The organism is Arthrobacter sp. NPDC058097, assembly GCF_042884885.1.
GTDB lineage: Bacteria > Actinomycetota > Actinomycetes > Actinomycetales > Micrococcaceae > Arthrobacter.
This window is the reverse complement of the sequence record NZ_JBHVSZ010000001.1, coordinates 473,033-487,899: the sequence shown is the minus strand read 5'-3', so window position 1 is coordinate 487,899 and position 14,867 is coordinate 473,033. Positions and strand designations below refer to the sequence as shown.

Genomic DNA, 14,867 nt, shown 5'->3' with positions numbered 1-14,867 from the left:
TCGCCGGTCAGCTCGTTCGCCGGTCAGCGAACTTAAGGCGCGCTGCTAGGCACGTATGTTCTGATGGAGCGTATGGAGTCCACTGCAAGCCAGTCATCCGCCCCTGCCCAGGCCCTCATCAACTGGGACCTCGCCGCGTCCGCAGCTGCACGGCTGGCTCCACCAGGCCCGTCCCTCACCGCCGCCGAGATCGGCGACGCCGTCTCCCAGCTCCGTGAGCTGGCAGACGCCTCCGTTCCGCACGTGCACCAGATCACCGGGCTGGAGGCCGCTCGCGACCTCCGAGACTCATCAGTCCTGGTCGTGGACCGTGCCTCCTGGGCGAAAGCCAACACGCAGAGCTTCGCCGTGATGCTGAAACCCGCCATCGAAAAGATGCTGGAGAACCGGCGCGGCACCATCAGCCCCGGCGCCGCTTCCGTCAGCGGCGCCATCACCGGCAGCCAGCTCGGAGCCGTGCTCGCATTCCTCTCCAGCAAGGTCCTGGGTCAGTACGATCCCTTTGCCGCCCTCGCCGAAGGATCGCAGGCGCCGTCCGGCGGCCGACTGCTGCTCGTGGCGCCCAACATCATCGCCGTCGAGCGCGAGCTCAACGTGACCCCCACGGACTTCCGGCTCTGGGTATGCCTGCACGAGCAGACGCACCGGGTGCAGTTCGCCGCGGCACCGTGGCTCCGGCACCACATGCTGAACGAGATCGACAACCTCAGCGGTCACCTGCTGGGCAACGTGGACTCCCTGATGGAACGCGCCTCAGCCGCCGCACGCTCGCTCAAGGACCGGGCCGCCTCCGGTTCCACTCCCGGCCGCGGCGCCATCCTCGACCTCCTGCAGGACCCCGAGGAGAAGGCCTCGCTGTCCCATCTCACGGCGGTCATGAGCCTGCTCGAGGGCCACGCCAACGTGGTGATGGACGCCGTGGACGCCAGCATCGTGCCGTCCGTGAAGACCATCCGGCAGCGGTTCAACGCCCGCGGCAAGGACCGGGGTGTCATCGAGAAGTTCATCCGCAGCCTGCTGGGACTCGACGCCAAGATGAAGCAGTACAGCGACGGCGCCAAATTTGTCCGCGCGGTGGTGGACGCGGCCGGCATGGAGGGCTTCAACCGCGTCTGGGAGGCCCCGGCGAACCTGCCCACCGAAGAGGAGATCCACAACGCCAGGATCTGGCTCGACAGGATGGGTTTCTAGGGTTCCGTGCAGCACCTCCCCAACACCGCCGGCGGCTCGCCCTCGGATGGCCCGGTACCACTTCCCAGCGGGCGGCGGCGGCCCGGCCGGCTGGCGCCGGTCCTCGGCACGGCACGGAAAATGCTGCAGCATGCATTGGCCGGCGCCGGCTACCCCGAACGCGTCCTGGTGGCCTGCAGCGGCGGCCCCGACTCCCTGGCCCTGGCGGCGGTGGCCGGCTACTTCGCCCGGCGTGGCCACGTGGACGGCCGGCCGGTTTCCGTGGGCGCCGTGATTGTTGACCACCAGCTGCAGCCCGGCTCCGCCGATGTCGCGGCGGGAACCGCTGAGACCCTCCGGGAACTCGGCCTGGACCCGGTGCAGGTCCTGACGGTGGATGTTGCCGCCACCGGTTTCGGGCCGGAAGCCGCAGCCCGCGATGCCCGGCATGCCGCCCTCGAAGCCGCGGCGAGGGAGTGGGAAGCCGGCGCCATCCTCCTCGGGCACACCCTCGATGACCAGGCGGAACAGGTGCTGCTGGGCCTCGCCCGCGGATCAGGCACGCGCTCCCTGGCCGGGATGCGCCCTCTACGGGGGAAGCTGCTGCGGCCGTTCCTTGGCCTGCGCAGGGAAGACACCCTGGAGATCTGCCGGGCGGAGGAGCTGGAGCCCTGGCACGACCCCAGCAACGCCGACCCCTCCTTCGCCCGTTCGCGGACCAGGGTGGAGGTCATGCCGGTGTTGGAGGACAAACTCGGTCCGGGGGTGGCCGAAGCGCTGGCACGCACGGCCGCCATCCTGCAGCTGGATGCCGACTATCTGGAGGACGTGGCGGACAGCACGTACGAGTCCCTGGTTGAGCACGACGGCCGGGACGCCAGCCTCCCGGAGGCTGCCCTGGCTGACCTGGCCCCGGCCATCAGGTTCCGGGTGATCGCAAAGGCGGCTGCCGGCGTCGGCGGTCAACAGCCCAGCTACCAGCGCCTCTTGGCTGCGGAAGCACTGCTGCGGCGGAAGGGCTCGGCCGGTCCGGTGGAACTGCCCGGCGGGGTCAGCGTGTACCGTCTTTCGCTTGCCGAGCTGCAGGAGCGGGAGCGTGCCCAGGGACAGGGCGGGACGGAAGGCGTTCCCCGCGAAGCCGCCCGCTGTGGGAAGCTTGTATTCCGGCTTCATAAACCGTCCCGCAAATAGTCGCCCCCGCATCTACACAGGAGCAATTGGTGGATTCATCCGACGTCCAGGCAGACCTCAAGCACGTTCTCTACACCAAGGAACAGATCCAGCAGCGCATCACCGAGCTCGCGGCGCAGATCGACAAGGACTACGAGGGCCGCGAGATCCTGATCGTGGGCGTGCTCAAGGGTGCCGTCATGGTCATGGCCGACCTCGCGCGGGCCCTGCACTCGCACATCTCCATGGACTGGATGGCTGTCTCCTCCTACGGTTCCGGCACGCAGTCCTCCGGCGTGGTGCGCATCCTCAAGGACCTCGACACGGACCTGATGGGCAAGGACGTGCTGATCGTCGAGGACATCATCGACTCCGGCCTCACCCTGTCCTGGCTGAAGACCAACCTCGAATCCCGCGGCACCGCGTCGGTGGAAATCTGCACCGCGTTCCGCAAGCCGACCGCAGCCAAGGTGGAGATCGACGTCAAGTACGTGGGCTACGACATCCCCAACGAGTTCGTGGTGGGCTACGGCCTCGACTACGCCGAGAAGTACCGCAACCTGGACTTCGTGGGCACCCTGGCCCCGCACGTCTACGAGTAAACGCCTTCCGAAGCCGGCTCCGCATTTTTGCACCGCTTTCGGTGACCGCGCCGCCGTCGAGCCCTGAGAATAGGGCCCGACGGCGGCGCGTGCCGCTTAAGGCGGTGCAGAAGTGTCCGCGGGGCCCGGGTTAGCAGGGCGTCCGCGGGGGAGTGGCGAGCGTCAGCTTGATCTGCGCCAGCATTTCCTCCGGCCGGTGCAGCACATCCTCGTAGAGGTAGCGCAACACCCGATAGCCGGTGGCCGCGCCAACGTTGTTCCGCCGAATGTCCTTCTTGAACTGGGGCTTGTTCAGGTGGAACCCTACGCCGTCGATTTCTACGATCAGGCACCCGTTGAGCAGGAAATCCACATAGCCGATGCCCGCCAGGTAGACCTGGGTGCGCACGTCGAAGCCGTGCCGCCGGAACAGTACCCGGGCCACCGTTTCCAGCAGGGAATCCGATCCGCGTTCCACGAGGTCCAGTACCGCACGGGCCCGCCCGTTCCGCGGTCCGGGGAGAAGCCTGCGCAGGAAATCGAGGTCAATCTCGCCGCGGCCGAGGGCGCATTCCACCATGACCAGGGCCTCCAGTTCCGGAAGGCACTGCAGTGCGTGGACGAGGACATCCTTCAGCGGAAGCACAGGTGGATGGAGGGTGGAGATGTTGCCGCTGAACCTGTGCGGGAGGTGGCCGCCCGCCAGCCGGCGGTGGCAGGCCGCGAGGTGCGGCTGACCGGGGGGCTGCAGGGTCCAGAGGGCGTAGTGTCCCGCGGCCGAGACACAGGTGACCGGGGCATTGGCTTCGTAGGCGCGGACAAAGTCGCAGTTCGCTTGTTGCAGCCGGTAGATCCCGTGGCGGGGATTCTGCATCAGCCCGGATTTCACCGCCCGGCCAATCTGCCCTCGGGTGAATCCCGGGGCGGTTTTCCGGGCAGCATTGAAAGCGGTGCAGAAATGCCGCCCGCCGCCCGACGGGACCGCATTCCCAACGCATCCCCGGCCCGACCAGCCACTACGCCCAGAGGGAACTTTTGTATTACACCGTGCGTGAATTACTCCTGACGGTGTATAGCTAGAAACGACGCAGCACCACACGCGCGCAGTCCTCGCGCCGTGCAGCACTACCAGGAGGGACGGGGCCAGCCCCCGAACAGATGAAAGCTAAGAGTTTCTTCAAGGGCCCGGGCATCTGGATCATTGTTGTGGTCGGCATGCTCCTGCTGGCCTTTGCAACGTTGGCTCCGGGCGGCTCGACGCGCATCGACACGCAGCCTGGCCTCGAGCTCCTCGCCCAGAGCGGCAAGGTGGAACAGGCCAAGATCTTTGACGGCGAAAACCGCGTCGACCTGGTGCTGAAAGACAACCTCGTCATCGACGGCCAGGACAAGGGCAAGAACGTCCAGTTCTTCTTCGTCAATGACCGCGGCCCCGACGTCGTCAAGGCCGTGACTGCTGCCAACCCCTCCAAGGGCTACACGGACCAGCCGGTGGAGAGCAACTGGCTCTCGGGACTCTTCTCGCTGCTGGTGCCGGTGCTGCTGCTCGGCGTCCTGTTCTGGTTCCTGCTGTCCCGCATGCAGGGCGGCGGCTCCAAGGTCATGCAGTTTGGCAAGTCCAAGGCCAAGATGGTCAGCAAGGACATGCCGCAGGTGACCTTCGCCGACGTCGCCGGCGCAGACGAAGCCGTCGAGGAACTGCAGGAAATCAAGGAGTTCCTGCAGGAGCCCTCCAAGTTCCAGGCCGTCGGCGCAAAGATCCCCAAGGGCGTGCTGCTCTACGGCCCTCCGGGCACCGGCAAGACCCTCCTGGCCCGCGCCGTCGCTGGCGAGGCCGGCGTTCCGTTCTTCTCCATCTCGGGTTCTGACTTCGTGGAAATGTTCGTCGGTGTCGGTGCGTCCCGCGTCCGCGACCTCTTCGAGCAGGCCAAGTCCAACTCGCCCGCCATCATCTTCGTCGACGAAATCGACGCCGTCGGCCGCCACCGCGGTGCCGGCGTGGGCGGCGGCAACGACGAACGCGAGCAGACCCTTAACCAGCTGCTGGTTGAAATGGACGGCTTCGACGTCAAGACCAACGTCATCCTGATCGCGGCCACCAACCGCCCCGACGTGCTGGACCCCGCGCTGCTGCGTCCCGGCCGCTTCGACCGCCAGGTCTCCGTGGAAGCCCCGGACCTGATCGGGCGCGACCAGATCCTGCAGGTCCACGCCAAGGGCAAGCCCATGGCCTCCAATGTGGACCTCAAGGCCGTGGCCAAGAAGACCCCCGGCTACACGGGTGCAGACCTGGCCAACGTGCTCAACGAGGCCGCGCTGCTGACCGCCCGCTCCAACGCCAACCTCATCGACGACCGGGCACTGGACGAGGCCATCGACCGCGTCATGGCCGGCCCGCAGAAGCGCAGCCGCGTCATGAAGGAGCACGAGCGCAAGATCACCGCGTACCACGAAGGCGGCCACGCCCTGGTGGCAGCCGCGCTGCGGAACTCCGCACCGGTCACCAAGATCACCATCCTGCCCCGCGGCCGAGCCCTGGGCTACACCATGGTGGTCCCGGAGAACGACAAGTACTCCGTCACCCGCAACGAGCTGCTGGACCAGATGGCCTACGCCATGGGCGGCCGCGTCGCCGAGGAAATCGTCTTCCACGATCCGTCCACCGGCGCCTCGAACGACATCGAGAAGGCCACCTCCACGGCCCGGCAGATGGTCACCCAGTACGGCATGAGCGAGCGCGTCGGCGCCGTGCGCCTGGGCCAGGGCGGCGGCGAGCCGTTCCTGGGCCGCGACGCCAGCCACGAGCGGAACTACTCAGACCAGATCGCCTACATCGTGGATGAAGAGGTCCGCCGCCTGATCGACCAGGCCCATGACGAGGCCTACGCCATCCTCACCGAAAACCGGGACGTCCTGGACCGGCTGGCCCTGGAACTCCTGGAACGCGAAACCCTCAACCAGGCCGAAATCGCCGACGTGTTCCGCGACATCCGCAAGCGCGACTTCCGCGAGGTGTGGCTGTCCAAGGAGACCCGCCCGGTCTCCAACGCCGGCCCGGTTGAGTCGCGGCAGGAGCGGGCGGAGCGCGAAGCCCAGGAAGAAGCCAAGGAAGCCCGGCTCGAGGAACCACTGGACGCAATTCCGCCGCACCCGCAGGGTGTTCCCGAGGACGCCTCCTTTCAGGGCGGAGTAACGGAAGCAGGACCAGACGGCCACCACGGCTAAGCTCTTTGGTGTGACTCACTTCGACGACGACGACCTCACCGCCACCGCCGACCACTCGGCGGTGGACGGATCAGGCCGCCACCACAAGGTGGACAGGCCGCGGATTGAAGCAGCCGTGCGGGAAATCCTGCTGGCCATAGGCGAGGACCCGGACCGCGGCGGGCTGCAGGACACGCCCAAGCGCGTGGCCAAGGCCTATGCCGAGGTCTTTGCCGGGCTGCACCAGGATCCGGGCAGCGTGCTCGGCACCACCTTCGACCTCGACCACGAGGAACTCGTGCTGGTGAAGGACATCCCGTTCTACTCCACCTGCGAGCACCACCTGGTTCCGTTCCACGGCGTCGCCCACGTGGGGTACATCCCCTCGCACGACGGCCGGGTGACGGGCCTGAGCAAGCTGGCGCGCCTGGTGGACATCTACGCCCGCCGCCCGCAGGTGCAGGAGCGCCTCACCACGCAGATCGTTGAAGCCCTGGTCACATTCCTCAAGCCGCGCGGAGCCATCGTGGTGGTGGAATGCGAACACATGTGCATGTCCATGCGCGGCATCCGCAAGCCCGGAGCCAAAACCGTCACAAGCGCGGTTCGCGGGCAACTTCATGACCCGGCCACCCGTGCCGAAGCCATGAGCCTCATACTCGGAAGGTAAAAACCAGACTATGGATTCCCTAGCTGCAGCACCTGGAACCGGCCCCGCAACCTCACCCCTGCCCATCCTGCGCAAACCGCGGCCGGCAGCCAAGTTCGAAGCCCTGCCCACAGACCGCACGCTCGTCATGGGCATCCTCAACGTCACTCCCGATTCGTTCAGCGACGGAGGCAAGCACGCGACGGCGGACAGCGCCATCGCCGCCGGCCTCCGGATGTTCTACGCCGGAGCCGACATCATCGACGTCGGCGGCGAATCCACCCGGCCCGGCGCGGAAGAGGTCAGCCCGGAGGAGGAGCAGCGCCGGGTGGTGCCCGTCATCGAAGCCCTCGTGAAAGCGGGCGCGCTGGTCAGCATCGACACCACCCACGTCTCCACCGCCGAGGCCGCGGTGAACGCGGGGGCGGCGATCATCAACGACATCTCCGGACTCAGCATCGAACCCGGCATGGCCGAGCTCGTGGCAAAGACGAAGGTGCCGTATGTCCTGACCCACCGCCGCGGCGACGCCAAGACCATGACCTCCCTGACGGAGTACGACGACGTGGCGAACGACGTCGTCTCCGAACTCAACGGCGTCCGCGACAAGCTGTACGCGGCCGGCGTCCTGCCCGAGCAGATCATCGTGGACCCGGGCATCGGGTTCTCGAAGACTGACGTGCAGAACTGGGAACTGCTGCGGAACCTGGACCGGCTCGACGCCATGGGCCACAAGGTGCTGGTGGGCGCGTCCCGCAAGCGTTTCCTCGGCACCCTCCTGACGGTCTCCGGCAAGGCGGCGCTCCCGGAGGAGCGCGACGCCGCCACCGCCGCCATCACCGCCATCAGCGCCGCCCGCGGCGCGTGGGCCGTGCGCGTGCACGACGTCGGACCCAGCCTTGACGCCGTCAAGGTGGCCGCCCGCATGGCGGCCCCGGACCACGGCCAGTGACCAGGAAGGCCTAGCAGAACAGCCATGGACAGGATCTCGCTGACCGGTGTCACCGCCACCGGCTACCACGGGGTGTTCGATTTTGAGCGCCGCGAAGGCCAGCCGTTTGTGGTGGACGCGGTGCTGCACCTGGATTTCAGCCAGGCGGCGGAGTCGGACGACGTCCGCGACACCGCCCACTACGGTGAGGTGGCCGGACGGATCACCGACTGGATCACCGGCGAGCCGCTGAACCTGATCGAGGGACTGGCGGTACGGATGGCAGAGGGCCTGCTCAAGGAATTCAAGATCCAGGCCGTGGAGATCACGGTGCACAAGCCGAAGGCACCCATCGAGGTTCCCTTCGGCGACGTCGCCGTCAGCGTCTACCGGGGGCGGTCATGACCCCGGCCCCAGCACTGCACGAGAAACCGGTGGATGAGAAGCCGGTGCATGAGCAGGCGGCAGCTGCCAAGACTGGCTACACGCGGGCGGTGCTGGCGCTGGGCAGCAACCTCGGCGCACGGAACGAGACGCTGTCCGAAGCCGTGGCGGACCTTGTGGACCGCCCGGAAGTTCGGCTACTGGCCGTGTCACCGATAGTGCAGACGAAGGCCGTCGGCGGCCCCACCGGGCAGCCGGACTTCCTCAACATGGTGATTTCTGTCGAAACATCGCTGGCACCGCTCGAGTTGCTCAAGCACTGCCAGTCGGTGGAGAACAAGCACCACCGGGTGCGTGAGGTCCACTGGGGCCCGCGGACGCTTGACGTCGATGTGATCGTTTACGGCGACCTCCAGAGCGACGATCCGGTGCTCACCCTGCCCCACCCGTTCGCCGCGGTGCGGGCCTTCGTGCTGTTTCCCTGGGCCCAGATGGACCCCGCGGCCACCCTCAACGGGCAGCCGGTAGCGGAGCTGGCTGCCAGGGCCGCCGATTTCCCGGACCTGAAGCCGTTCGACGGTTTCGGGGACTTCGACGGTGTGCCCGATGGCGGGGCGGTGGAGCAGCCGTGAAGCCCGTGAGTCCGCTGCTGCTCGCAGTCGTGGGCATTGCCCTGGCCATCGCCGGCTGGTCCGCCGCCGTCCTGACCGTCCGTTACGGCATGGCCACGCCGGTCCTGCCGGCCACGGCACTGGTCACCATGGGCATCATCGTGGCGCTGACCCTGGTGCTGGGCATCCGGGTGCTTCGCTGGCGGAACGGCAAGAAGAAGAAAATGCTGAACCCCATCCTGGCGGCGTGGACGCTGGTCCTCGCCCAGGCCTGCGCCTACACCGGCGCGATGCTGCTGGGCTGGCACGCCGGGATCTTCCTGGACCAGCTGCGGTTCTGGAGCATCCGCAGCGGACTGGACGTCACCTGGCTCGCCCTCGGAATGGCCGGCGGCGGGCTGGCCATGATCGTGGTGGGGCTCATCGTCGAACGCTTCTGCAAGATCCCGCCGGAGGATGGCGAGACGGACGCCGGCGAAGGCCTGCCCGGCCACGGCCGGGGCAAGGCCAAGGGAGAAGGCGAGTATGCCTACCGCGGCGATTGATCCCCCCGGGATCACCTGGCTGCGTGTGTCCCCGAAGTACGTCACGGTCCGGCTGGTCGAGTGGGCCCTGGGCAACCTGGTCATGGTGGCCGTGCTGAGCCTGCCGCTGGTGTTCGTCCGGATCGGCTGGTGGCGGTGGCCGCCGCTGTGGCTGGCCATCGGCCTTCCGGCCTTCATGCTGCTGCTGGCGCTGTGGCGCCTGGTCCTGATCCCGCGGCAGGTCCGTGCCATCGGCTACGCCGAGCGCGGCGACGACCTCCTCATCCGCGGCGGTATCTTCTTCCAGCGCGTCATGGTGGTGCCGTACGGCCGCATGCAGTACGTGGACATCAGCGCCGGCCCGGTGGAACGCGGCCTGGGGCTGTGCACCCTGAAGCTGCACACGGCGTCCGCCGGAACCAACGCCGGCATTCCCGGCCTTCCCGCCGAGGAAGGCGCCCGGCTCAGGGAACAGCTCTCGGCACGCGGCGAAGCCAGGCTGGCCGGGCTGTGAGCGCCGGCGGGCCCGCTTCCGGAAAGCCCGACGGCGAGTGGCTGCGCGTCCACCCGGCCACACCTTTCGTGCGGGGCTGGGTGGCGCTTGCCGCCATCGGCTACTTCTTCGGGCGTGACAGCTTTGAACGGATGCTGCAGGGCCAGCCGCTCATCGATGACCGCATAGCGGGCCGGGCCCCGTGGCTTTTGGGGGGTGGGGCACTGATGCTGCTGCTGGCAGTCATCGGCTTCATCCTGTCCTGGTACTTCACCCGCTACCAGGTGGCGGAGGGCTACGTCCGGGTCAACACCGGCTTCCTGTTCAAGCAGCAGCGGCAGGCGCGGCTGGACCGCGTCCAGGCCATCGATATCGTCCAGCCCCTGCTCGCCAGGATCTTCGGCCTCGCGGAGCTCAAGTTCGAGGTCGCGGACGCCGGCGAGTCCGCCGTCCGGCTGGCCTACCTGCGCATCGATGATGCGCGCCAGCTGCGCGCCACCATCCTGGCCCGCGCGTCGGGGGTCCGGCTGGACCCCGAGCACCCCGAAGCAGCCGCTCCCGAGGCGCCCGAGCAGCAGGTGCTGCAGGTCCCGCCGTCGCGCCTGGTCGGTTCGCTCCTGCTCAGCGAGCAGAGCGTCTTTGTGGTCCTCGGCGCCGCGGCGTCGGTGATGCTTTCAGCGCTTACCGAGAACAGGGCCTTTTTCCTGTACCTGATTCCCGCGGCGCTCGGCCTCATCGCGGCGTACTGGAATTCGTTCACCAAGGGCTACAACTTCACGGCGGCCATCTCCCCGGACGGCATCCGGCTCCGCTACGGACTGCTCGACACCCAGGCCCAGACGCTGCCGCCCGGCCGGATCCAGGCGCTCAAGGTGGCCCAGCCGCCGCTGTGGCGGCTCTTCGGCTGGTACCGTATGCAGGTCAACGCCGCCGGCTACGGAGCCGCCGGGGCGAACAACGGCGAGGCCGGCGCCCGCACCACGCTTTTGCCGGTGGGGAAGATGGACGACGTCCTGAACATGCTGGCCCTCGTGCTGCCCGACCCCGGAACTGCCGATCCGCTGCGCGTGTTCCACCAGGGCGTGAACGGACTGGATTCCGACGGCGGATTCGTCACCACGCCGCGCCGGGCACGGCTGCTCGCCCCTCTGGGCTGGCGGCGCAATGCCTTCGCGGCCACGGACACCGCCTTGCTCATGCGCTCCGGCCGCTGGTGGCGGCAGCTGGTGGTGGTGCCGCATCAGCGGACCCAGTCGATTGCGCTGCAGCAGGGGCCCCTCGCCCGCCGGTTCGGTCTGGCCGACCTCGTGCTGCACACCACTGCGGGTCCGGTCGCGCCGCGCGTGATCCAGGCGGACATCCGCGAGGCGCAGGCACTCTTCGACGCCCAGGCAGCCCGCGCCCGCGCAGCCCGGCGGCGGCAGACAAGTGAACAGTGGCTGGCCCAGGTGGCCCCCGGGCTGGCCCAGGTGGCCCCCGGGCTGGCCCCGGCTACACCGGCCGGACCGGTTTCGCCGGTCGGCCCCGGCGAAACCGGTCAGCGACCCGCCCACACTCCCCAACAGGAAGGCCAGCAACGTGGCTAAGCCAGGACGCCTCGGCGTCGGAATCATCGGTGCCGGCAAGGTGGGCGCTGTCCTCGGTGCGGCGCTCCGCGCGGCCGAGCACGCCGTCGTCGGGGTTTCCGCCGTTTCCGACGCGAGCCGGGAACGGGCGGAAACGCTGCTGCCCGGCGTTCCCGTCCTGGAGATCCAGGACATCGTGGAGCGCTCGGAACTGGTGCTGCTGGCCGTTCCGGATGACGCCCTTGGCGGGCTCGTGGAGGGGCTCGCGAAGCTCGGTGCCTGGCAGCCCGGCCAGCTCGTGGCGCACACGTCGGGCCGGTTCGGCGTCGGCGTGCTGCATCCGGTCCGGCCGGCCGGTGCCGTGCCGCTCGCGCTGCACCCGGCCATGACCTTCACCGGCATGAGCCTGGACCTCACCCGGCTGCTGGACTGCACGTTCGGGGTCACGGCGGACGCCGCCATGCTCCCCATCGCCCAGGCGCTCGTCGTCGAGATGGGGGCCGAACCGGTGGTGATCGCCGAGGGCGACCGCACCATCTACCACGCCGCCCTTGCCCACGGTTCGAACCATTTGGTTACGCTCGTGGCGCAGGCGTCCCAGCTGCTGGCCGAGGTGGGTGTGGAGTTTCCGGACCGCATGCTCGGGCCGCTGTTGCGTGCAACTTTGGAGAACGCGCTTGCCTCCGGAGAGTCGGCACTGACGGGCCCGGTAGCGCGCGGGGACGCCGGAACCGTGGAGGCCCATGCGCGGGCGCTGCGGGAGCACGACGCCGGATCCGGCGGCGACGTCCTCGCCGCATATCTTGCCATGGCCCGGGCCACGGCCATGCGCGCTGAAAGGCGGGGCCTGCTGAAGCCTGATCAGGCGGACAATATTCGTATCGCGCTTGAGGGCAATGGCGACGACGGCACGGGCGAGGGTGGCATCGATGACGGCCGCTGATGGAAACGGCCGCAGGGCCAAGGGAGGACACTGACATGGCAATCCGACTCGTAACGACGGCGGACTCCCTCCGTGCACAAAGCCGGCTGCTGCTGACACAGAAGAACGGCTCGTCGCTGGGCCTCGTGCCCACCATGGGCGCCCTCCATGAGGGGCATGGGCGGCTGGCGCGGGCCGCCGTCGAACAGAACGACGTGGTGGTGGCCTCCATCTTTGTGAACCCCCTGCAGTTCGGCGAGGCGCAGGACCTGGACCGCTACCCGCGGACCCTCGAGACAGACATGGCGCTGCTCGAGGAGCGGGGCGTTGACCTGGTCTTCGCACCGTCGGTCGAGGAGATGTACCCGGGCGGGCAGCCGATGGTCAGGGTCACGTCCGGTCCGCTGGGGGAGAAGTGGGAAGGTGCGTCCCGGCCCGGGCACTTCGACGGCGCGCTTACCGTGGTGGCCAAGCTCCTGCATCTGGGCATCCCCGGCACCGGCCTTCCCGGCGGCAACGCCTTCGTGGCCGGCTCCGGCGGCGGGCTGCCGGCGTACCGCGCCTACTTCGGGCAGAAGGACGCCCAGCAGCTGGCCCTGGTGCGCCGGATGGTGGCCGACCTGAACTTCCCCGTGGAGATCGTTGCCGTCCCCACCGCCCGGGCCGCCGACGGGCTGGCACTGTCCAGCCGGAACCGCTTCCTCTCGGATGAGGAACGCGAAGCCGCCCTGGTCCTGTCCCGCGCGCTGCGCCTCATTGAGGAGCGGGCCAACGCGAACGAGGCCCTTGATGTCGAGTCGGCCAGGGCGCTGATCGAGTCCCAGCCCCTGGTCCAGCTCGACTACCTCGACGTCGTGGATCCCGTCACGCTGGAGCCGCTCGCGGAGAACTGCCACGAGACACCCTTCCGCGGTGAGGGGCTGGCACTGGTTGCCGCGAAGGTGGGTGCCGTGCGGCTGATCGACAACGTGCCGCTCAGCTCCTGACGGATAAATCCCGTGTACGGGGAATGGGTCCGGCCACTACACTGTTGGAGTCTGCAGCGGCGCTGACCGCCAGCCACCACATCCAACTCTCCTGAGGGCCTCGCCATGTCTACCAACGTCACGTCCGATTCGCACGGCGAACCCGTCAAGGAGCCGGCCGCTCCCGTTGCAACCCCGAACGGAGCACCATCCCCGGCGGCAGCACCGTCGTCGGACAGGATGTCCCGCGAGTCCGTCACGGTGATCGTCACGCTGCTGGTGGCAACCTTCGTGGTGATCCTGAACGAAACCATCATGAACGTGGCCCTGCAGCGGCTCATGGTGGACCTGCGAGTAGATGCGCCCACCGTCCAGTGGCTCTCCACCGGGTTCATGCTGACCATGGCCGTGGTGATTCCGACCACCGGCTTCATCCTGCAGCGGCTCTCGACGCGGTCCGTCTTCCTCCTGGCGATGGGCCTGTTCGCCGGCGGCACGGCGCTCGCCGCGGCGTCGCCCGGCTTTGAAATCCTCCTGCTGGCACGGATCATCCAGGCCGGCGGCACCGCCATCATGCTGCCGCTGCTGATGACCACCATCCTCACACTGGTGCCGCTGGCCCGCCGCGGCGCCGTGATGGGCAACGTCAGCATCGCGATCTCCGTTGCGCCGGCCATGGGGCCCACCGTCTCCGGGTTCATCCTGCAGCACTTCTCCTGGCGCTTCATGTTCATCTTCGTCCTGCCCATCGCCCTGGCGGCGCTGGCCATTGGCGCCAGGTTCCTGACCAACGTCGGCGAGACCGGGAAGTCCCGGCTGGATTTCCTCTCCGTGGTGCTGACCGTTCCCGCGTTCGGCGGCCTCGTCTACGGCCTTAGCCAGATCGGAGGCGGCCACGGCGGGAGCAACGGCCCGAGCACACTGGCCGTGGTGGCGCTGGTTGTTGGCGTTGCTGGCCTTGCCGCCTTCACCTTCCGGCAGCTCAGGCTGCAGAAGTCCGAGTCTCCGCTGCTGGACCTGCGGGCCTTCAACTTCCGGATGTTCACGGTCTCGGTGCTGCTGATGGTGGTGTCCATGGTGGCCCTGTTCGGCGCCGTGATCCTGCTGCCGCTGTACCTGCAGGAAATCCGCGGCCTGCAGTCCCTCGAGACCGGCCTGGCGCTGCTGCCCGGCGGCCTCGCCATGGGCCTGCTCGGACCGGTGATCGGCCGCCTGTTCGACAAGGTGGGGCCGCTGCCGCTCACGGTCACCGGATCCTCGCTCATGGTCCTGACGCTGTGGCAGTTCGCAATGCTCGATGCCGGCACTCCGGTCTGGTGGATCGTCACCCTGCACGTCGGGCTCAGCTTCGGGCTGGCGCTACTCTTCACCCCGGCGTTCACCACCGGGCTGAACCCGCTGCCGCCGCATCTGTACTCGCACGGCTCGGCCATCATGAGCACGCTGCAGCAGGTGGCCGGCGCGGCGGGTACTGCGCTGCTGGTGTCCATCTTCGCCTTCGTTTCCGCAGCCTCCGGCCTCGTTGCGGGCATGAACGCAGCGTTCCTGACGGCAACCGTCATAGCCGTTGCCGCCGTCGTTCTTTCCACCATGATGCGGAAGACGGCCGGCGCCGAAGGAGCACCCGCCGCCCACTAAGGAAACACTAAGAGCAACGCGGGGTCACTTCGCGCCCAATCCGGAGGGTTTAATGGGCGG

General features: G+C 68.2%; 15 protein-coding genes. 14 read left to right on the top strand and 1 reads right to left on the bottom strand.

Going from position 1 to position 14,867, the window contains the following annotated elements; all coding sequences use genetic code 11:
• Nucleotides 1-72: 72 nt before the first annotated feature.
• From ACFVTE_RS02320 to hpt, 3 genes are all read left to right on the top strand, one after another.
• Nucleotides 73-1,191, top strand: coding sequence for a zinc-dependent metalloprotease (locus tag ACFVTE_RS02320; RefSeq protein WP_387096266.1), 1,119 nt, complete (start codon nt 73-75; stop codon nt 1,189-1,191).
• A 120-nt stretch (nt 1,192-1,311) separates the two neighbouring features.
• Entirely contained in the window at nt 1,312-2,361 is a 1,050-nt protein-coding gene (tilS, locus tag ACFVTE_RS02315) for a tRNA lysidine(34) synthetase TilS (protein ID WP_387097135.1), read from the top strand.
• 29 nt (nt 2,362-2,390) lie between these two features.
• Nucleotides 2,391-2,942: a hypoxanthine phosphoribosyltransferase gene (gene hpt, locus ACFVTE_RS02310; RefSeq protein WP_003799723.1), complete on the top strand. Its 552-nt coding sequence runs from the start codon at nt 2,391-2,393 to the stop codon at nt 2,940-2,942.
• A 130-nt stretch (nt 2,943-3,072) separates the two neighbouring features.
• On the opposite strand, the gene ACFVTE_RS02305 is transcribed toward hpt, so the two are convergent.
• Nucleotides 3,073-3,795: an endonuclease domain-containing protein gene (locus ACFVTE_RS02305; protein WP_387096262.1), complete on the bottom strand. Its 723-nt coding sequence runs from the start codon at nt 3,793-3,795 to the stop codon at nt 3,073-3,075.
• A 284-nt stretch (nt 3,796-4,079) separates the two neighbouring features.
• Between ACFVTE_RS02305 and ftsH the strand changes: the two genes are divergently transcribed.
• The 11 genes from ftsH (at nt 4,080) to ACFVTE_RS02250 (ending at nt 14,807) form a co-directional block, all read left to right on the top strand.
• The gene (gene ftsH, locus ACFVTE_RS02300) at nt 4,080-6,146 is read left to right on the top strand and encodes an ATP-dependent zinc metalloprotease FtsH (RefSeq protein WP_387096259.1); all 2,067 of its coding nucleotides are present in this window, start codon (nt 4,080-4,082) and stop codon (nt 6,144-6,146) included.
• Between the two features lie 10 nt (nt 6,147-6,156).
• The gene (gene folE, locus ACFVTE_RS02295) at nt 6,157-6,795 is read left to right on the top strand and encodes a GTP cyclohydrolase I FolE (protein WP_387096256.1); all 639 of its coding nucleotides are present in this window, start codon (nt 6,157-6,159) and stop codon (nt 6,793-6,795) included.
• A gap of 10 nt (nt 6,796-6,805) precedes the next feature.
• Nucleotides 6,806-7,726, top strand: coding sequence for a dihydropteroate synthase (folP, locus tag ACFVTE_RS02290; RefSeq protein WP_387096253.1), 921 nt, complete (start codon nt 6,806-6,808; stop codon nt 7,724-7,726).
• 24 nt (nt 7,727-7,750) lie between these two features.
• Nucleotides 7,751-8,110 (top strand): dihydroneopterin aldolase, encoded by a 360-nt coding sequence (gene folB / locus ACFVTE_RS02285; protein WP_387096250.1) that lies wholly within the window; start codon nt 7,751-7,753, stop codon nt 8,108-8,110.
• Nucleotides 8,107-8,721, top strand: coding sequence for a 2-amino-4-hydroxy-6-hydroxymethyldihydropteridine diphosphokinase (gene folK, locus ACFVTE_RS02280; RefSeq protein ID WP_387096247.1), 615 nt, complete (start codon nt 8,107-8,109; stop codon nt 8,719-8,721). The genes folB and folK overlap by 4 nt, the downstream gene beginning before the upstream one ends.
• On the top strand, nt 8,718-9,245 hold the full coding sequence (locus ACFVTE_RS02275; protein WP_387096244.1) for a DUF3180 domain-containing protein: 528 nt from the start codon (nt 8,718-8,720) through the stop codon (nt 9,243-9,245). The genes folK and ACFVTE_RS02275 overlap by 4 nt, the downstream gene beginning before the upstream one ends.
• A complete protein-coding gene (locus tag ACFVTE_RS02270) occupies nt 9,226-9,738 on the top strand; it encodes a PH domain-containing protein (protein ID WP_387096242.1) in 513 nt (170 codons plus the stop codon). The genes ACFVTE_RS02275 and ACFVTE_RS02270 overlap by 20 nt, the downstream gene beginning before the upstream one ends.
• On the top strand, nt 9,735-11,303 hold the full coding sequence (locus ACFVTE_RS02265) for a PH domain-containing protein (protein ID WP_387096239.1): 1,569 nt from the start codon (nt 9,735-9,737) through the stop codon (nt 11,301-11,303). Before ACFVTE_RS02270 ends, ACFVTE_RS02265 begins: the two co-directional genes overlap by 4 nt.
• Entirely contained in the window at nt 11,296-12,225 is a 930-nt protein-coding gene (locus ACFVTE_RS02260; protein ID WP_387096236.1) for a Rossmann-like and DUF2520 domain-containing protein, read from the top strand. The genes ACFVTE_RS02265 and ACFVTE_RS02260 overlap by 8 nt, the downstream gene beginning before the upstream one ends.
• Before the next feature lie 35 nt (nt 12,226-12,260).
• Nucleotides 12,261-13,190, top strand: coding sequence for a 4-phosphopantoate--beta-alanine ligase (locus ACFVTE_RS02255; protein WP_387096234.1), 930 nt, complete (start codon nt 12,261-12,263; stop codon nt 13,188-13,190).
• Nucleotides 13,191-13,295: 105 nt separating this feature from the next.
• Nucleotides 13,296-14,807, top strand: coding sequence for an MDR family MFS transporter (locus ACFVTE_RS02250; RefSeq protein WP_387096231.1), 1,512 nt, complete (start codon nt 13,296-13,298; stop codon nt 14,805-14,807).
• The last annotated feature ends 60 nt before the right edge of the window (nt 14,808-14,867 follow it).